Raw genomic sequence first — 18,197 nt, 5'->3', positions numbered from 1 at the left:
TAGTGCGCGCATTTTTCCCCGCAATATCGCAGTATAACATTGCTATTCGCTGGGCATTATACCGTGTCAAACCAGTAAGTTGTTAATCAACAGTCAAAAATGAACAACTGCGTCGTAATTTGGTAACATAGTTCGATTACCACAGGGATATGAATCGATATGAACGAAAACCGTGAACATACATGTGATGTATTAGTCATTGGTAGCGGTGCTGCCGGGTTGTCACTCGCCTTGCGCCTCGCTCCTCTCGGAAAAGTGATGGTCCTGAGTAAGGGCCCGCGCAGTGAAGGCGCGACATACTATGCCCAAGGCGGTATTGCCGCCGTCTTTGATGAGTCGGACAGCGTTGATTCCCATGTTCAGGATACCCAAATTGCCGGGGCCCACCTGTGTGATGAAAAGGTGGTTCGCTTTATTGCAGAAAACGCCAAGCACTGTGTCCAGTGGCTAATCGATGGCGGGGTACCATTTGACCGCGAAGAAGGCGATCAAAACAATGACGAAGCTCCACGCTATCACCTGACTCGCGAAGGTGGTCATAGTCACCGCCGGATCCTGCATGCAGCTGATGCCACTGGCATGGCCGTTCAGATGTCACTGCAAGATAATGTTCACAATCATCCAAATATCGAAGTACTGGAACGCCACAATGCCCTGGATCTGATCACCAAACAGAAATTGGGGATCACCGACCAACCCAACCGGGTGCTTGGTGCCTACATCTGGGACCGGAATGAAGAACGGGTCGAAACCGTCCGTGCCAAATTTGTAGTACTGGCAACTGGCGGGGCATCAAAGGTCTACCAGTACACCTCCAACCCGGACGTTTCTTCAGGCGACGGTATTGCCATGGCCTGGCGTGCTGGCTGTCGGGTAGCCAACCTGGAATTCAACCAGTTCCACCCAACCTGCCTGTTCCACCCGGAAGCGCGTAACTTCCTGATGACCGAAGCGCTGCGTGGCGAAGGGGCCTACCTGCGTCGCCCCGACGGCAGTCGCTTTATGCCTGACTTCGACGAACGGGGTGAACTAGCCCCACGAGATGTGGTGGCAAGGGCTATCGACTTCGAAATGAAGCGCCTGGGTGCCGACTGCATGTACTTGGATATCAGCCACAAACCTGCCGACTTCGTCCAGAAACACTTCCCGACTATTTACGAAAAGCTGATGGGCTTCGGTATCGATATCACCAAAGAGCCGATCCCAATCGTCCCGGCCGCCCACTATACCTGTGGTGGTGTCCTCGTCGACCAGCAAGGCCACACCGACTTAGATGGTCTATATGCCATCGGTGAGGTCAGCTATACCGGATTGCACGGTGCCAACCGCATGGCTTCTAACTCACTGCTTGAATGTGTGGTTTATGCATGGTCGGCAGCCGAAGATATCCGCGACAAACTGAATCAGGTAGATATTCCGGCCAGCCTGCCGGGCTGGGATGAAAGCCAGGTGACCTGCTCTGATGAAGAAGTGGTGATCCAGCACAACTGGCATGAACTGCGTCTGTTCATGTGGGACTACGTCGGTATTGTCCGTACAACCAAACGGTTGGAGCGAGCTATGCGCCGAATCCAGCTGCTCAAGGAAGAAACGAACGAATACTACAGTAACTTTCGGGTATCAAATAACCTGCTCGAGCTACGTAACCTGCTACAAGTCGCCGAGCTGATTGTTCGCTGCGCGCTGGAACGCAAGGAGAGTCGCGGCCTCCACTACACCCTGGACTACCCAGTTCTGCAGGGTGACTCCAAACCGACGATTCTAGTGCCGGATCAGCCGTGCTAATAATGCATCGTTAATATAACAGATAAAAAAATCCCTGCCGAAGCAGGGATTTTTTTGTTTTAAAAGAACTTGACGTTAGGTTAGACCCGGTAGGCTGCAATAGCCTCATCCAACGACACCGCCTGATTGGCAACCGCATTCGCCGCCTGGGCATTTTCATGGGCAACGCTAGAGTTCAGGTTAGTGATATCGCGAATCGATGTGACGTTCTGGCCAATCTCTTCCGACACCAGACTTTGCTGTTCAACTGCAGCGGCAATCTGGGTGCTGGTATCCATGATCAGCTGCATATCTGCCATAATCTGGTTAATTTTAGCTTCGGCGCTATCAACCTGAGAGACACTCAACTCACCCTGTTCGTGACAGCGACCAATATGCACGACCACCTGATCAGTCTGCTCCTGAAGCGAAGCAATAATAGTGGTGATCTCTTCAGTCGACTGACGGGTACGCATCGCCAGCGAACGGACTTCATCGGCAACGACTGCAAAGCCTCGGCCTTGCTCGCCTGCACGGGCAGCTTCAATAGCAGCGTTCAAAGCCAGCAAGTTAGTTTGCTCAGCAATGTCTTTAATCACATCCAATACCGAACCAATATTACCCGACAGCGTCGACAGGCTCGCCACCTCACCACTGGTCTCCGATAATTCATCCGACAGCGAACGGATTCGCTCTTTCGTCGCCGTCACTTCGCTCAAGCCTTCCTGCGCACCGTTGTAGCTGCTGTCGGCATTAGCTGCGGCATTTTCGGTATTTGATGCAATTTCACGGATAGTCACGCCCATCTCTGTGATCGCCGTCGCCACCGAATCAGTCTCAGACTGCTGCTTGCCCATCGCCTCTTCTGACTCACGGCTACGACGCTGAAGCTGATCCGAAGCTGCACCAAGCTCAGTCACTGCTCCCTGAACATTACCAACCAACAGACGCAGGCTTGCCAGCAAGCCGTTGAAGTTCCTAGCCATATCGGCAAGCTCGTCATTACCTTCTTCATCAGCTATCTGGGTCAGATCATTACTGCTGGCAATACTAGCCATTAAGTGACTTAGTCCTTCAACTCGACGCTGGATAGACTGACTAATAACCATCGACAAACTGATCAGCATCACCATCACAACCAGCACCGCAACAATAATCCATTTTACTGTCGCACTACGCTCCGCATCGATCTTAGCTTCAAGCTGCTCGACTACTTCAGAAAATACTTTTTCAACCGAACGCGACTGACTGCGAATATCACCGCGCAGGCCTTTCTTATGGCTCAGGCCAACAGTTTGGTACTGTCGGATAATTCTCTCTGTAGTCTTAGTGAAATTGGTATAAACGATGCCAAAATCTTGTTGCAACTTTGCACCATAAAACTCAGCAGCTTTTTGGTATTCTTTCAAAAACACGTCATTACCAGTCACCACAAACAGCCTGGCTGCCTGGATCAGGCTAGAGGCTGCCAGAATATCCAGCCGCTGCTCGCTGGCTGATTCTGCCAAAACCTCTGCGTGAGTATTAAATTCACGCTTCAAGCCCTGTTTTGGCGTCAATCCCAAAGTCTGATAGCCCTGAATCAGAGTCATCATTCCTTGATGGTAGCTACTCATGGTACTAGGCAGGGCATCCAAGCTAGGTAACGATATCGACAGCGAGTCCAAGTCTGATTTCAATGCTGTCAGCAGGGAGTGGAAACTATCGTAGTTTTTCTGGAATTTCCCCTGATACTTCACATCCATCCGCATCAGGAAATCTTTTTCATTACGGCGTAAATTCAACAAAGTCACTTCTAACTGACTGACTTCTGCTGAAGAATTTTCAATCTTCATCACTCGCTCATTAGCCAGCCAAGTCATCCCTAAAACCACCAGCAAAGCCGCTACAGCCAGTGCGGTCAGTCCCATAAGTTTGTGTTTTATTTTCATTGCTACTACATCCAGCCCAATTGCTACCCCCTAGGCGAGGGTCTATTGCTGTACCACAACAGTACCGTGTTTCGCTGATATAACTTATCGACCTTTAAGACCAAAGCTTTAAGTCCGACCAGCCGCCCTAATCCGTAGGGCGCGGCATAATTGCAAAACAAACCACTGAAAATAAACATCTTTGAGTCACATTTGACCCGGTACATATTTTTAATATTTATTATTCAGAACTGCTAAAATTCACAGCACTGTAACAAATCAAAGATAGTGCACGATATGAACGCTCATCGCAGGCATCGTGACAAACCAACAGCCAGCGAACCTGTCCCGGGCGACGAATGTGCAGCAACAAGAAATAGCGATTGCGGATTTTCACCCTGTCGATATGCCACTTCTCCTGCTGCCAACGAACATCTCCACTCATACTGACAACTAAACGCCCCTGCAGCGAATGGCGGCAAACATGCAGCGTCAACCATTCATGCATCAGCATATCAAGGCAACAGAAAACAATAGGTAAAGGAAGGGAGGTGTGGAGCCAGGAAAAGAACAGTAAAACTGCCACACAGGAATAAAGGCAAGCCAGCGCGGCAGCAGAAAGGCGGGAGGGAGCTAGCTCAAAATCAACGAAGCTTGCTGTTGTTGTGGGCAACAATCTTGTCCACCATTGCCGCATGAGCTGGGTTGTCGCTTCGGCCATGCTTCATCATCCAGGTAAACAGGTCTGGATCATCACATGTCAGCAATGAGACGAAATCCTGTTGTTCCTGCTCAGACAGTTCATCAAAGCACTCTTCAAAGAACGGCATGATAAGTACATCCAATTCCAGCATACCGCGACGGCATGCCCACTTCACTCGTGCTTTTTCATCGGCACTCAACATATACAACCTCAACGTTCAACATGGTCGTTTATCCAATTGACCCAATACTAACAGTCAGAATTTACACCGACCATGCGCAAGAACAAGCAAAGCGCCAAGATGAGATCTAAGATCAAAATAACCCATCTAACGAATCAGGTATTTGGGCTGACAAATGCCAGCCAGCGTTTTAACATAGCAGGAAAAATAACATTCACTTAAAGACGTAACTTGCCGGTCCCTATTCGCCTGTCACCTATTGCCAAATTCGGGATATCCCGACAAGTTACCAGCAAATCATGGATACCCTATGAGCACCTGGTCAAATGCCTTGAACTTCAAAAAAATTGCCCTTACTGCGCAAGATAACCTACCGGATCTGGCGCTGGTCGACCTCGCTGACTGGGGTCTGGTCACCCTGTTCGGAGAAGACAAGAAATCCTACCTACAAGGACAAGTCACCTGTGATGTTGTGGCTCTGACTGCAGACGAATCAACCTTCGGCGCCCACTGCGATGCCAAAGGGAAAATGCGCACCGTATTTCGCCTGTTCCATCACCGCGACAGCTACGCCCTGCTGCAACGCCAAAGCGTGATGGCAACCCAACTACTGGAACTCAAAAAATATGCCGTATTCTCCAAAGTAGATATTGAGCAGAGCAACGATATCCTGCTAGGCCTGACTGGTAACCAAGCCACAGCAGTCATTGATCGCGAGCTAGGCGGTGAAGGTAATGTTCGTCCATTTGCAAACGGCACCGCGGTCAAAATTGACGAGCAACGCTGGCTGATCGCAATCACGCCAGAAGAAGCCGCCCCCCTGGCCAATCGTCTGGCTCCGGGGGCTGAGCTATCGGACAGCACATTGTGGGATCTGTACGATATCCAACATGCGATTCCTCGAATCGAGGCAGCGACTGAGCTGGAATTCATTCCTCAGGCAATGAACCTGCAAGCCGTTGACGGCATTAGCTTCAAAAAAGGCTGCTATACCGGCCAGGAAACAGTCGCTCGCGCCAAATACCGTGGTACCAATAAACGCGCTATGTATATCGTCAGCGGAACAGCTGATGAGTGCCCGCAGGCAGGGGATAGCCTAGAACGCAGTGTCGGTGAAAACTGGCGCAAGGGCGGAACGGTTATCACTGCCTACCAATTTGCCGATGGTCAAGCCATTGCCTTGGTTGGCTTACCCAATGATCTGGATGAAGACACCCAGTTCCGTCTGGCCGATCAGAAAGCACTATGGCAAAAGCAACCGCTACCATACTCGCTGGAAGATAATCAGTAAGCCATGCAAACACCTGTAATTATTTATTTGGAACAAGAAGGCGTCGAGTACCGACTTCTTCCTCACACCAAACCAGCCAAAACCATCGAAGAAGCGGCACAAGAGCGTGGCGTCGACCCACAGCAAATGGTGAAATCTATCCTGCTGCGGGATATGGGAGGCTTCCACGTCCTTGCCTGTGTGCCAGGACCTGCTCAAGTCGATCCCAAGAAAGTCCGGGCCATGTTCGGCTGCCGCCGTATGACCTGCGCCGATGCCAGTGATGTGGAAAAAGTGACGGGACTGGTGATCGGCACCGTGGCACCAGTCGGACTGAAAAAGCCACTGCCGGTGATTTTCGACCATAGCATCACTCATCACTCACGCGTCAATATCAGCAGCGGAGACCGCATGGCAGGTATTGAGCTTGATACCGACGATCTGTTGTTGCTCTGCGACCCAATGTTCGCTGATATCTGCCGCTAGGACAAAAAAAGCAGGGTTGCCCCTGCTTTTTACTAACGCTTTTTCTGTGGTTCCTGGATCTGGTACAACTGGTGAGTTTCACAAGTCTCTTCGCAATCGCATTCTCTGTCGATACCAACGCTCGCCAAACCGCCGCAGCTGCCCGAGATAGTCTTCTTCTTAATAATCCAACCGATGGCCATTGCTACAATTACCAGCAGAAAAATCATTAGCGTAAGCAATAATGTCATAACTTCAACCCTCCAATCTTATTCAGACCGGATAGGCTCATCTTTCTGTTCATCCCTCTTCTATGCATCATAGTGCCAACTTTCGCTGGCTGGGCTTTTTTCTTACTGCCACAGCCACAGCCACAGCCGCAATCGCCCTTTTCACGCTTACAAGGACGGCCCTGCTCCGGTGCAGTTAACTCTTCACGAGCTACCTCACCATCAAGCACCATGGATACAGGGCTGCGTGGTGGTACCCGGCTGATCTTGAAACCAGCATTAAGCAAGCGAGCCAATGAGCGCTGGCCGACATTACCGAGAACAATTTCTCTTACTCCAAGATCGCCAAGCTGACGCTGGAGCATTTTTTTATGCTTGCAGCCGATTTCCCGGCTACCGCGATTATCCAGTTGATGAATCAGTTGTCCCGCATCATCAAAAACCAAGAAGGCAGCAGCCTTGCCAAAATGACCTGCAACCTCGCTGCGAGGTGTAATTGCTATTGCTAACGACATTTTATTTGTCCTGTTTATGGGCCGAAGAACATTGTTCATCGACTCCGCCAATGAGTGATTGTTGCGAGACAGGCTGAAGTTCCAGGGCCATCCCCTTAACCAGGGCCTGCGCAACCTTATGCCTGGCACTGGCAACGATATTGCCGAGTGTCTGCCGAGAAACACCCAGCTCCTGAGCTGCAGCCTGTTGATTCAGGCCGTTTAAATCCACCAGCCGGATCGCTTCTAGCTCATCGGGAGCCAGTGCAATACTGTCGAGCTGCGACATCGGTATACCATTTGGCTTAAAGCAACTATGAGCCGGGCGACAGCCAATCCGGCGCTCTTTTTTGGGTCTGGGCATTACATCCTCTTTCTGGCATATGCCAATAACAGTTATATTATTGGCGTATGCCAAAAACTTTTTTTGATCTAAGACAGAAAAATGTAAAGAGGTAGAAAAAAGAGCGGAGATAGGAACAACTCAGACCAGAGAGTAAATTCAGAATAAAACTCTGATATAACCCGATAACAAAAAAATCCAGTTCATAAAAAAGCAGTAAAAAAGCGATACCCGTCCAAACTAATAACCGCGCCATTACTGAAAAAGTGAAGATAACGTCATAATTATCAATTAATAATTCGCTTCAATCACATTGACGAGAATAATTTTTAATTCATATTTATTATTTTAAAGATGGAATTAACAGAGCATTATTCTGTTGATTTCAGAAGACAACAAAAAATAAACCACTCAGTTAAATTTAACATCGATATTATGCTGGAATAGTCACAAAACTTTCACAGTGTTTACCTTACAATCGCCCCGTTCGAAACTTAGACAAGGCTGACAAAATATGCGCATGTTCAAACGCTACGTGCCCCAATTAATCGCAAAGCATGTAAGCCGTTTATTTAGTGGAAGGATCTACATTGATGGCCGAGGAGGCTATGAATTCAACAACGGAATGTTGCTTGTGCCAGTCAAAGCTCAGCAACGACATTTTCAGACAGTGAATGAAATTAACCGAGAAATAAAACGCCTCAAAGAATTCACGTAACGTCAGTAAAATTCTTTTTCTACTAACCAAAGCCCACTATTGTTGTGGGCTTTGCTTTTTTCACTGGCTACTCTGATTCATCAACCAGATCGAGGTAGTTATCCGCATCAAGTAAATCCGCAAATTCACTTTCATCCTCCACCTTGATCTGAAATAACCACCCATCACCATATGGATCGCTATTGAGCAGTTCTGGGGAGTTTTCCAAATCCTCATTAACCGCAACCACAAGCCCTGTCAGCGGCGCATAGACATCCGATGCAGCTTTAACTGATTCAGCAATGGCGCAGTCCTCTCCTGCTTCCGTTGCCGCATCCAGCTCAGGCAAATCAACAAAAACCATATCTCCCAGTAACGACTGGGCATGATCAGTAAGACCGACGGTAAACACACCACCACCTTCAGGACGTACCCACTCATGGGTATTGGTATACTTCAACTCAGAGGGAATATAGCTCATGGTGAAACTTCCTTATGAAAACCTGCCTATCACCTAACGTTCATAGAGATAAATGCAGAGAATAAAACACAGGTACAGCTCCTCAAACTGACATGGCTGCGATCATAATTTAGTCCATCGGACTAGTTTTCCTGTTATTTACTGTAGGTGAAAAAAATCAAAGTGTGATCAAATAATCCCTATAAATTAATGACCCATAAAAAAACCGCCTCCTGAGAGACGGTTTCTAACTCTAAAGTTACAGCTCACACAACTTATGGCTTAGCCAGATCCGGTAAGTCACCGGTCAGACCCAGGGCACGGCGCATAAATTCATCTTTCACGCCAGGAGCCTTATCGGCAATAAACATACCAATATCACGCACCAATTTTTTCGCCGGGCTGCTACCGTCAAACAAATCACGAAATGCCTGCATTGTCGTGATCATCTTGGCCGCTTCCGCTTTACGCCAACGCTCGTAATTGCGCAGGTTTGCCTTCTTGCCAATGTCTTGCTCTTGTTGCCACAGGGCCTTTAATTCCTGTGCCAGGCTGGCAGCGTCAAGCAGTCCCAAATTTACCCCCTGACCCGCCAGTGGGTGGATGGTATGGGCGGCATCTCCCACCAAAGCAACACGCTCACGCACAAAATCACGGGCATAACGCATCCTCAGCGGAAATGCCTGACGAGCACCTTCCACTTTGCAAAGGCCAAGTCGATGATCAAACGCGGCAGTCAGTACCTTGTTAAACTCCTCGTCGCTCAAGTCACAAAGATGCTCAGCTTCAAGCGGCGGCAGTGACCAGACAATCGAGCACAAATCTTTTTCCGGTAACGGCAGAAAAGCCAAAGGCCCCTTCGGGCGAAATATCTGACGGGCTGTCTCTGCATGAACTTCGCTGCAACGAATATTGGCAACTACCGCACTGTGGCCGTAGTCCCAATGAGTCAACGGGATATCCAATTGGCTACGGAGCCAGGAATTCGCACCATCAGCACCAACTACCAGCTTGGCGGTCAGGCTCTTGCCTGATGCCAGACTCAGCCAGGCTTCACTCTCACCAAAGGCAATGTTCTGACAGTGTTCCGGTGCCAGCAACGTCACATTAGGCAATTGCTGGATCCGCTCCAGCAAAGCCAGCTGGATCACCCGATTTTCGACAATATGTCCCAAATTCGGCTGAGCCAGGCGTGCCGCATCAAATTCGATACTGGCGAAGCTGTCCTGCTCCCAAACCTGCATTTTTCCGTATGGGCTCAGGCGACGCGATTCAATTCCAGGCCAGGCTCCGACACGGCGCAATATACGCTCACTGGCTCGGCTCAGAGCCGAGACACGCAAATCCGGCAATGGTGCCAGTTCAGGCTCAGGCAACTTGCCTTCAATTACAGCAACACGCAGCTCGGTATCGGCAAGCGCCGCAGCCAGGGCTAACCCCACCATGCCGCCGCCGATAATGGCAACATCAACACTTTGCATCATTATTATCTTTCTACCTGTCCCATTGCCCGCCGTATCAGCGGTGCTTTTAATGTATCAAAAAGGCTCATCACCAACAGTCCGGTATTGCGGCCAACCACCAGCGGCAAGCTGCAGTTGGCAAACAGTCCGACCAGACCTGATGTCATGCCTACCGTCGCTTCGCGATCCGGCGCACGGCGCTGGCGGTAACGGCTTAAAACCGATGTACTGCCCGGATCCTCTCCAGTTTCCACCCCGCGCACAACTTCCTCAGCAAGTGTCATAACATCACGCAACCCAAGATTGAACCCCTGACCGGCTATCGGGTGCAAGGTTTGGGCGGCATTGCCGACCACCGTCACCCGGTGGGAGGTGATCCGCTGGGCCTGGCGAAGGAGTAGCGGATAAGCACAGCGTGAGCCGGTTTTCACCAATTGTCCGAGACGCCAGCCAAAAGCCTTTTGCAACTCGGCCAAGAACTGTTCATCACTCCAGCTCAGCACTTTTTGCTGCTCTTCCGGCTGAATACACCAGACCAGCGAGCTACGGCCTTCCGACATGGGCAGCAAAGCAACCGGGCCGTAAGGTGTGAAGCGCTCAAACGCACGTCCCTTATGAACTTCAGCCGTTGTAATATTGGCAATCACAGCAACTTGGCCGAAATCATACTCACTACGGCCGATCCCCAACCTGTCACAACATCCCGACAGAGCACCATCAGCAGTAACCAGCAGCTTACCGCTGATCGAACCGCCCTGCTCCAACGTCAAGGTAACGGCTTCCTGGCTACGCAAGATGTCAGTGATCATCGCCGGGCAAAGCAAGTCAACCTGCTCAAGATCATTAAGCTGCTTGTGAAGCAAGGTACCCACATCAGCCAACTCAACGACATATCCCAAAGCATCAACACCCTGCTCACCGGCATCAATATGGGCAATACCGGCATGCCCCTGATCCGAGACATGAATATGGGAAATCGGCGTAGCAAGTTCTGCCACCTGCGGCCAAATACCGATATCCTGCAATAAGTTAGCCGATCCTAGAGACAGAGCAATACTCCGGGCATCATAACCCGGGTGCTGATCGAGCTTGGGCGCAACAGCTTCTACCACCGCAACCTTCAAGCGACCACCGCTGAGGTTATTAAGGGCTACCGCCAGTGTCGCGCCCGCCATTGCCCCACCGGCAATGACAACATCATACTGCTTCACATCCACTCCCTACCGTTAGTTTTTAATGCAGAGTTGGCTTCTTATCCTGACCAAGGCCCGGAACAGCCGGCTCCTCGACCGCACCAGGGCGCTGGCTCAATTCAACCAGGCAAGTCAGAACGCACTCAGGTACATAGGCAACCACATTTTTGAATAACTGTGCCTGCTCTGCCATATCCTCGTCTTCATCAATTCCTAGCTGAGATATTTCTTCCAGCACAGATACGGCCTCGGTCACATCCGGCGATAGTTTGGCTTTTTCCACCCCCATCAAACCCAGGCCTGAAATAAAGTTTGTTGTCCACTCGCTCAATGCTTCAGCACGCAGCATCAAATCGGCATTATCTGCCGGCAACAACAAGGAAACATTGAATTCCGCATCGGCAAGCTCTGCTGCCGTCGAACTGAACAAGGTTTGAGCCAGTTGCCCTAACTCATCAGCGGCGACATCAAAAACAGTTCGAACAATAGCTTTTGCACCATCGGTTAAAGGCTCGCCTTCATTGGCGTAGTCACTGACCGGACCGACCCAGTTTTCACCGTCAACGGCCAGACCGCCACAAACCATACCACTCAGCAGGCCGTGAAGCTCTGACGGAGATACCGCTAGGCCGTGTTCTTTCAATGCTGCATCCACAGCGTCATACGCGGGTAATTTCACTTCGCTCATGGGCTCTTAACCTTAATTTCATTGGTGCCAATTTATACTCAAGTAACCTCTTGAGTATAACTATGTTATGCTATCACTTAGGTTGAGAACAGGCTAATCGCCTGATAATCCCAAACATAAAAATTCAGCTGCAGTGACAATACAGCGGCAATGGCAAACACTGCCTTTTGACGGGCCGTTGTTTGTATCAATATGGTCAAGATCTGATTAGTCAGCCAGCATTCACCGCAAAGCGTGATAAGCAAGCTTGCATGTTGAAAAGGCTTTTTCTATATTTAGCCACCAATCGCGTATCGCAAGCGGAATGCCAAATTAATAATCTGGCACGGAGCAAGATAAAAAGTTTATGAGTACTCAGGCTGTTGAAATTCAAGTATTGGGCCGTACCCTAAAGGTAAACTGTCCAGTTGGTCAGGAAGAGGCACTGCGTGAAGCGGCACAGGATTTCGACCAGCGTCTGAAAGACTTGTCGGAACGCACTAACATTAGCAATGCCGAGCAGCTGCTAATGTTTACTGGCCTGAATATTTGTAACGAATTGCATAAAGAACGCAAAGAACAACGAGGCAATGATTCAAATTTATCCAATCGAATCAGCGAATTAGCAGAAAGTTTGGATAAAGCATTGCAAAATCAACCAAAGCGTTGATAATGAATTGACCCTGGGGTGTACGTCAGTGAATTAACGTCCCCGAGCCGATAAGCAAATACCCAGGATTGGCTGTTATTAGCTATTGAGCATGCTCAGCTCGTACTGAGAAGCCTACGGTTAATGTTGCTGATCCACCTTGAACGTCTGGTTCAAGGGCCACAATTCGCAACGGCACCTTGGGGCATACCTTCTATCTTTATTAGTTCTATCTGTTACAAAAATCGAACTATCAAGATCCTAGCACCACCTCCATCCGATACTCGCTTCTTGCAATACTCTATAATCAATACTCTATAATCGAACAAACTCTGTCATTGGATGACCTATGAGATCAGCTGTTCAACCCTTGGCTTCTCGACAACATATTCGTCAACAGATCCGTCAGCGCCGCCGCGCACTCAGCCCGGAACAACAAGAGCATGACGCCCAGGAACTCCTGATCCGCTTTCAGCAATTGCCCTGTGTGCTTGGCGCCCAGCACATTGCTCTGTATCTCTCTAATGATGGAGAAATAGATACCCAACCACTCATCGACTGGCTATGGCAGCATGACAAATCGGTTTACCTACCGGTTCTGCATCCGTTCAGCAAAGGCCACTTGCTTTTCCTGCACTATACGCCTGACACACGCATGACACAGAACAAGTACCAAATCCGGGAACCGGCTCTGGATATTCGCCAGGTAAAACCGGTCAGCGAGCTCGATCTGGTTTGCACCCCGCTGGTCGCTTTTGACTGTACCGGTCAACGGCTGGGCATGGGAGGCGGCTACTACGATCGGACTCTGAACCGCTGGCACAATGAACGGCTCGGCCCGCAACCGCTGGGACTGGCCCACGACTGCCAGCAAGTCGACAACCTGCCCTTTGAAACCTGGGATGTTCCCTTACCGGAAATTCTGACACCTTCTTATCACTTTACCTGGTAAGTGCTGCCGCGCCTTTCTCTTGCCTGTAAGTGTCGAACAACATTACTTCTTGTATTTTCTCTTTTCTGATCACGACCAAACTGAAAACAGAGATCTCGATCAAATAATTGACCTGACGTACAGGGAGCCAGTTAGCTATAATCAGCGCTCCGCGTAACGTTTGTCATCACTAGGAGAAAGGCATGACACAAGATGAAATGAAAAAAGCTGCCGGCTGGGCTGCACTGGACTACATAAAAAAAGGCAGCATTGTAGGTGTGGGCACCGGCTCAACCGTCAATCACTTCATCGACGCTCTAGAAACCCGTAAAGAAGAAATCAAAGGTGCTGTATCTAGCTCGATTGCCTCGACTGAACGCCTGGAAAAAATCGGTATCCCGGTTCTGGATGCAAACGAAGTCTCCAACCTGGATGTATACGTTGACGGTGCTGACGAAATCAACGGCGAGTTCGACATGATCAAAGGCGGCGGCGCAGCACTAACCCGTGAAAAAATTGTCGCGGCAATCGCCAAACGTTTTATATGTATCGTTGATGATACCAAGCAGGTTGACGTGCTGGGTAAGTACCCACTACCAGTAGAAGTTATTCCGATGGCACGCTCTTTCATCGGCCGTGAACTAGTAAAACTTGGCGGCGATCCAGTGTACCGCGAAGGAATCGTTACCGATAACGGCAATGTGATCCTGGATGTCCACGACATGGAAATTACCAACGCAAAAGAACTGGAAGACAAAATCAACGCCCTGCCAGGTGTAGTCACTGTCGGCCTGTTTGCCCACCGCGGGGCCGACGTTCTGCTGATGGGTTCCCCAGAAGGCGTTAAAAAGTTTGAAAAATAAATAAGTTAGCTCCTAAGCTGTACTTATTTATGTTATTTGATTACAAAACGGCATAATTTATGCCGTTTTTTCTTGGCTGTTTCGTAATATTCTTACCCAACGCGGATATTTTTTGTTACTTTAATATTCAGCATGTAGCAATCGTTTGAGTTAGCGATCTCAGGCGGCATGCAGGAAAATATCCATGCTTACTCTTTCCTGTCAGTCCTACGGGTTTATCCGCCAGATCGCCATATTCATGTTTTTAAGGATGAGAACCAATGGCTAAAGTTTCACTGGATAAAGAAAAGATTAAAATTCTCTTATTAGAAGGCCTTCACCCTTCTTCAATTGAAGTTTTACAGCAAGCCGGTTACACCAATATTGAATACCACAAGGGCTCCCTGTCAGGTGACGAACTGCTGGAAGCAGCCAAAGACGCCCACTTCATCGGTATCCGATCCCGTACCCAGCTAACTGAAGAGGTCTTTGATGCCGCGAAGAAACTCACTGCCGTTGGCTGCTTCTGTATCGGTACCAACCAAGTTGACCTTGATGCAGCAACCAAGCGTGGTATTCCAGTCTTCAACGCCCCGTTCTCCAATACCCGTAGTGTTGCCGAACTAGTATTAGGTGAAATCCTGCTATTACTGCGTGGTATTCCGGAAAAGAACGCCAAAGCTCACCGTGGTGAGTGGCAAAAATCTGCAAATCACTCTTTCGAAGCGCGCGGTAAGCGTCTCGGTATCATCGGTTATGGTCACATTGGTACCCAGCTGGGGATCCTAGCCGAAAACCTCGGTATGAAAGTCTATTTCTATGATATCGAGAACAAGCTATCGCTCGGTAATGCCACCCAAGTTCGTTCAATGACCGAGCTATTAAACAAATGTGATGTGATCAGCCTGCATGTTCCGGAAACACCGGACACCCAAAACATGATGGGCGCCGAAGAATTTGCCCGCATGAAACCGGGAGCCATCTTTATCAATGCCGCCCGCGGTACCGTGGTCGAAATTGACTCCCTATGCAGCGCACTGGAAAGCAAACACCTAGCGGGAGCTGCTGTTGATGTCTTCCCAGTCGAGCCAAAGACCAATAACGACCCATTCACCTCACCACTGACGAAATTTGATAATGTCCTGTTAACGCCGCATATAGGCGGTTCAACTCAGGAAGCCCAGGAAAACATCGGGGTAGAAGTCGCTGGCAAGCTAGTGAAGTATTCGGACAACGGCTCAACCCTGTCAGCCGTCGGTTTCCCGGAAGTATCACTGCCAGAGCACCGCGAGTGTTCTCGCCTGCTCCATATCCATGAAAACCGCCCGGGGATCCTGAACCAAATCACTACGATTTTTGCTTCTGAAGGGATTAATATCGCCGCTCAATTCCTACAGACGGGTCCGAAGATCGGTTACGTCGTTATTGATGTCGAGACCGAACGAGCCGAAGAGGCACTATCAAAACTGAAAGTCATCGACGGTACGATCCGAGCGCGAATTTTGCACTAACCAGCAAAGTAAGTGCCGTCAAAGCTCGAGCACCAAAGCAAAACATTAAAGTAAGGCTCTAGAGCCAAGCTAGCCAATATAAAAAAGGAGAGCATTTGCTCTCCTTTTTGTATCTAAGGAAACTTTAATCTTCTAACTTAAATACCACCTCAACCCGATCACGGATAGTGATCTCGGTATCCTGGTATGTCGCTGAAACCTCTGGAGCCGCATCCATCGCCATCCGCATCATTACCGGACGGGGACTTGCTACCTGATAAGTAATACGCCAAACCCCATCAAGCTTTTCACCAAACCCTTTCGCCAACGACTCAGCTTTAGCGATGGCATCTTTGATTGCGACCTGGCGAGCCTTTTCGATATATTCGGCTTCATTACTGACTTTCAGGTTGATATTGTTGATCCGGTTGATCCCATCCCCCAGCGCATTATCAAGGTAGGTATTAAGCTTATCCAACGCCCTGACCGTCACAGTCACATAACGGCTGGCTCGATAACCCGTCAGCTCCGGCTTCTTATCCTTTGGATAGTGGTACTGTGGCTGCAAGCTGATGTTTGCACTCTGAATATCCGAACGCTCTACCCCTTGCGCCAGTAAACGCTCCACAAATGCCGTTACTGCCTTATCAACCGCTTGCTTGGCTTCCTTCGCCGAGGCTCGCGTCTCTTCGACTGCAACCGAAAACTCAGCCATATCCGGCTGGGCCGTTACTTCACCACTACCGACAGTTTCAAGGTGAGGTACCGTCATTTGAGCTGACGCCGCCCCAGCAAAACCTAATGAACTCAATCCTAATACCACGGCTAACAGCTGTTTTTTCATAAGATTATCCTAGTTGGTTATACCGGTAAAAAAGTCTGTTGCCCATTCGACAACTGGGAACGACAAAAAATCCCTAACAGGCAAAATATATCGCACGACGTTTTATTTTTTACGCTACCCGACAAGCTAACATTGCACCGATTAACGGGCAGATCGTACTGGGGCGACACCTTACGGGCATGCCTGATCAACAGTTGTGACAACTCACTCAGAACTCCACTTTCCAACGCCCAGTGATGCCAGTACATCCTGCTAGTCAAAAAAACTTCCGGGATCAGGTTGATCAATAAGCCACTGTCGAGTTCATTCTGAATCTGCACCCTCGGGATCAGGCAATAAGCAACCCCCTCGACAGCCACCCTGACAAAGGCCTCGGACGATCTCACCGTATGCTTCATCACGCTCCCCAGCGGCAAGTTAAAATGCTGGTGAACAAAGCGTTCATGCATATCATCATGCTGCTCGAACGCCACCCCCGGCGCAGCCAGCAGGCTCTCCCTTGTCACTCCGTCAGAAAAATATTTCTTGGCAAACTCAGGACTGGCAACACAGAGGTAATCAACCCGACCAAGATAATCAGCCACACAGCCTGGCAAAGAATTGGATTCCATACTGATCGCCCCAACCACCTCGCCACTGCGTAATTTATCCAGAGTTCGGATTTCATCCTCAACCAGCAGGTTTAACTCTATTCGTCGTGACTTCAAAAGCGGACTCAAGGCAGGCAAAAGCCAGGTCGCCAGACTATCTGCATTTATAGCAATGAAACTTTGCTCTTTACTGTCACCCTTGGCGGTATCGCCTTCCTGACCGTCTATGGCGCCATGTCACTAAAAAGTGCCTTTGCTTCCCCGGGTCAAAAAGAACAACAACAGGAAGTCATGGCTCGCGGTCGGCGCGCCGTCATCTTAGGTGCACTTGCCGTAACTGTACTTAACCCACATTTGTATTTGGATACAGTGGTTATACTGGGCTCTATCGGCGGCCTCGTTGCAGCGATGATGTTCTTTATCGCCGCACATCTGGCATACGGCTTATGGGAGAGCTACCTTGGTTAACGCATCCGCAGCTTCACTGGAAGCTATCTATCAGAAAAATATTAACCTTTTCAGTCAAACCGGCGTGGATTATCAGTCATGGCAACACGAACCGATCCTCGACTTCGAGACCGATGCCCGAATAGCCAAAGAGCAAGGCTGGACTGCCGCGCCTACCAAGAGCCTGTTTCTGAAAATCAAGGGAGGTGGACACTGCTTGCTGCTGACCCACCGCGATAACCGTTTGGACAGCAAACTGGTTAAGCAAGTACTTGGCAAACGAGTATCCGTTTGCAGTAATGAAGAGATGATTGAAGCCATTGGCTGCGAACCCGGAGCTGTCTGTCCTTTCGGCCTGCCTGATGATATTCGTATTCTTGTGGATCCGGTTGTCTTTAGCTATCCGGAACTGATGTTCACGCCAGGCAAGCCGAACTTAACTTTTGCCTTTGCTTCATCATCCCTGATGACCCTGCTGGAAGCAATGCCAAACGCCGTCATTTTGCTGCCGGAAAAAGAAGCCGAGCAGGCATAAACATCTGCATCCCAGATAGACAAATGGAG

At 49.4% G+C, this 18,197-nt stretch carries 20 protein-coding genes, 1 other RNA gene and 2 pseudogenes; 11 read left to right on the top strand and 12 right to left on the bottom strand.

What is annotated here, in order from left to right; all coding sequences use genetic code 11:
• Nucleotides 1–159: 159 nt before the first annotated feature.
• Nucleotides 160–1,785 (top strand): L-aspartate oxidase, encoded by a 1,626-nt coding sequence (nadB, locus tag Q0852_RS18620; protein ID WP_299020564.1) that lies wholly within the window; start codon nucleotides 160–162, stop codon nucleotides 1,783–1,785.
• An 80-nt stretch (nucleotides 1,786–1,865) separates the two neighbouring features.
• Here the strand turns inward: nadB and Q0852_RS18615 are convergent, their stop codons facing one another.
• From Q0852_RS18615 to Q0852_RS18605, 3 genes are all read right to left on the bottom strand, one after another.
• Nucleotides 1,866–3,695: a methyl-accepting chemotaxis protein gene (locus tag Q0852_RS18615; RefSeq protein WP_299020563.1), complete on the bottom strand. Its 1,830-nt coding sequence runs from the start codon at nucleotides 3,693–3,695 to the stop codon at nucleotides 1,866–1,868.
• A gap of 220 nt (nucleotides 3,696–3,915) precedes the next feature.
• On the bottom strand, nucleotides 3,916–4,371 hold the full coding sequence (locus Q0852_RS18610; protein WP_299020631.1) for a protein YgfX: 456 nt from the start codon (nucleotides 4,369–4,371) through the stop codon (nucleotides 3,916–3,918).
• Nucleotides 4,319–4,579 (bottom strand): succinate dehydrogenase assembly factor 2, encoded by a 261-nt coding sequence (locus Q0852_RS18605; protein WP_299020562.1) that lies wholly within the window; start codon nucleotides 4,577–4,579, stop codon nucleotides 4,319–4,321. The genes Q0852_RS18610 and Q0852_RS18605 overlap by 53 nt, the downstream gene beginning before the upstream one ends.
• Before the next feature lie 289 nt (nucleotides 4,580–4,868).
• Between Q0852_RS18605 and ygfZ the strand changes: the two genes are divergently transcribed.
• Nucleotides 4,869–5,849, top strand: coding sequence for a tRNA-modifying protein YgfZ (gene ygfZ / locus Q0852_RS18600; protein WP_299020561.1), 981 nt, complete (start codon nucleotides 4,869–4,871; stop codon nucleotides 5,847–5,849).
• A 3-nt stretch (nucleotides 5,850–5,852) separates the two neighbouring features.
• Entirely contained in the window at nucleotides 5,853–6,314 is a 462-nt protein-coding gene (locus Q0852_RS18595) for an aminoacyl-tRNA deacylase (protein ID WP_299020560.1), read from the top strand.
• Between the two features lie 32 nt (nucleotides 6,315–6,346).
• On the opposite strand, the gene nqrM is transcribed toward Q0852_RS18595, so the two are convergent.
• The 3 genes from nqrM to Q0852_RS18580 are packed head-to-tail and all read right to left on the bottom strand — an operon-like array spanning nucleotide 6,347 to nucleotide 7,381.
• A complete protein-coding gene (gene nqrM, locus Q0852_RS18590) occupies nucleotides 6,347–6,544 on the bottom strand; it encodes a (Na+)-NQR maturation NqrM (protein ID WP_299020559.1) in 198 nt (65 codons plus the stop codon).
• Nucleotides 6,541–7,038, bottom strand: coding sequence for a NifB/NifX family molybdenum-iron cluster-binding protein (locus Q0852_RS18585; protein WP_299020558.1), 498 nt, complete (start codon nucleotides 7,036–7,038; stop codon nucleotides 6,541–6,543). The genes nqrM and Q0852_RS18585 overlap by 4 nt, the downstream gene beginning before the upstream one ends.
• Before the next feature lies 1 nt (nucleotide 7,039).
• On the bottom strand, nucleotides 7,040–7,381 hold the full coding sequence (locus tag Q0852_RS18580; protein ID WP_299020555.1) for a DUF134 domain-containing protein: 342 nt from the start codon (nucleotides 7,379–7,381) through the stop codon (nucleotides 7,040–7,042).
• Nucleotides 7,382–7,874: 493 nt separating this feature from the next.
• Here Q0852_RS18580 and Q0852_RS18575 point away from each other — a divergent pair, with 493 nt between their 5' ends.
• Nucleotides 7,875–8,078, top strand: a complete 204-nt coding sequence (locus Q0852_RS18575) for a DUF1107 domain-containing protein (RefSeq protein ID WP_299020553.1) — start codon at nucleotides 7,875–7,877, stop codon at nucleotides 8,076–8,078.
• Nucleotides 8,079–8,145: 67 nt separating this feature from the next.
• Here the strand turns inward: Q0852_RS18575 and gcvH are convergent, their stop codons facing one another.
• The 4 genes from gcvH to Q0852_RS18555 form a co-directional block, all read right to left on the bottom strand.
• Nucleotides 8,146–8,529, bottom strand: coding sequence for a glycine cleavage system protein GcvH (gcvH, locus tag Q0852_RS18570; RefSeq protein ID WP_367278171.1), 384 nt, complete (start codon nucleotides 8,527–8,529; stop codon nucleotides 8,146–8,148).
• Nucleotides 8,530–8,792: 263 nt separating this feature from the next.
• Nucleotides 8,793–10,001 carry an FAD-dependent 2-octaprenylphenol hydroxylase gene (locus tag Q0852_RS18565; protein WP_299020546.1) on the bottom strand — a complete coding sequence of 403 codons (1,209 nt, stop codon included), beginning with the start codon at nucleotides 9,999–10,001 and terminating at the stop codon, nucleotides 8,793–8,795.
• A gap of 2 nt (nucleotides 10,002–10,003) precedes the next feature.
• On the bottom strand, nucleotides 10,004–11,191 hold the full coding sequence (ubiH, locus tag Q0852_RS18560) for a 2-octaprenyl-6-methoxyphenyl hydroxylase (RefSeq protein WP_299020545.1): 1,188 nt from the start codon (nucleotides 11,189–11,191) through the stop codon (nucleotides 10,004–10,006).
• A gap of 22 nt (nucleotides 11,192–11,213) precedes the next feature.
• Nucleotides 11,214–11,861, bottom strand: coding sequence for a UPF0149 family protein (locus Q0852_RS18555; protein WP_299020542.1), 648 nt, complete (start codon nucleotides 11,859–11,861; stop codon nucleotides 11,214–11,216).
• A gap of 346 nt (nucleotides 11,862–12,207) precedes the next feature.
• Here Q0852_RS18555 and zapA point away from each other — a divergent pair, with 346 nt between their 5' ends.
• The 5 genes from zapA (at nucleotide 12,208) to serA (ending at nucleotide 15,773) form a co-directional block, all read left to right on the top strand.
• Nucleotides 12,208–12,510 (top strand): cell division protein ZapA, encoded by a 303-nt coding sequence (gene zapA / locus Q0852_RS18550; protein WP_299020540.1) that lies wholly within the window; start codon nucleotides 12,208–12,210, stop codon nucleotides 12,508–12,510.
• Nucleotides 12,511–12,517: 7 nt separating this feature from the next.
• A non-coding RNA gene (gene ssrS, locus Q0852_RS18545) (6S RNA) lies at nucleotides 12,518–12,699 on the top strand.
• A gap of 139 nt (nucleotides 12,700–12,838) precedes the next feature.
• Nucleotides 12,839–13,441, top strand: coding sequence for a 5-formyltetrahydrofolate cyclo-ligase (locus Q0852_RS18540; protein ID WP_299020538.1), 603 nt, complete (start codon nucleotides 12,839–12,841; stop codon nucleotides 13,439–13,441).
• A gap of 182 nt (nucleotides 13,442–13,623) precedes the next feature.
• Nucleotides 13,624–14,283 (top strand): ribose-5-phosphate isomerase RpiA, encoded by a 660-nt coding sequence (rpiA, locus tag Q0852_RS18535; protein WP_299020535.1) that lies wholly within the window; start codon nucleotides 13,624–13,626, stop codon nucleotides 14,281–14,283.
• A 260-nt stretch (nucleotides 14,284–14,543) separates the two neighbouring features.
• A complete protein-coding gene (gene serA, locus Q0852_RS18530) occupies nucleotides 14,544–15,773 on the top strand; it encodes a phosphoglycerate dehydrogenase (protein WP_299020532.1) in 1,230 nt (409 codons plus the stop codon).
• Nucleotides 15,774–15,897: 124 nt separating this feature from the next.
• Here serA and Q0852_RS18525 read toward each other — a convergent pair whose 3' ends face one another.
• Both Q0852_RS18525 and Q0852_RS18520 read right to left on the bottom strand, forming a co-directional pair.
• Nucleotides 15,898–16,596, bottom strand: a complete 699-nt coding sequence (locus tag Q0852_RS18525; RefSeq protein WP_299020530.1) for an oxidative stress defense protein — start codon at nucleotides 16,594–16,596, stop codon at nucleotides 15,898–15,900.
• A gap of 185 nt (nucleotides 16,597–16,781) precedes the next feature.
• Nucleotides 16,782–17,360, bottom strand: a pseudogene (locus Q0852_RS18520) (ArgP/LysG family DNA-binding transcriptional regulator); the annotation flags it as partial.
• Between Q0852_RS18520 and Q0852_RS18515 the strand changes: the two are divergent.
• Together Q0852_RS18515 and Q0852_RS18510 are read left to right on the top strand one after the other, a co-directional pair.
• Nucleotides 17,358–17,654: pseudogene (locus tag Q0852_RS18515) on the top strand (LysE family transporter); the annotation flags it as partial. The pseudogenes Q0852_RS18520 and Q0852_RS18515 overlap by 3 nt on opposite strands.
• Nucleotides 17,647–18,168, top strand: coding sequence for a YbaK/EbsC family protein (locus Q0852_RS18510; RefSeq protein ID WP_299020528.1), 522 nt, complete (start codon nucleotides 17,647–17,649; stop codon nucleotides 18,166–18,168). The pseudogene Q0852_RS18515 and the gene Q0852_RS18510, both read left to right, overlap by 8 nt.
• Nucleotides 18,169–18,197 lie beyond the last annotated feature (29 nt).

Origin of the sequence: uncultured Photobacterium sp. (genome assembly GCF_947502415.1) — a bacterium.
GTDB lineage: Bacteria > Pseudomonadota > Gammaproteobacteria > Enterobacterales > Vibrionaceae > Photobacterium.
This window is presented reverse-complemented; position numbering and strand designations above follow the sequence as displayed.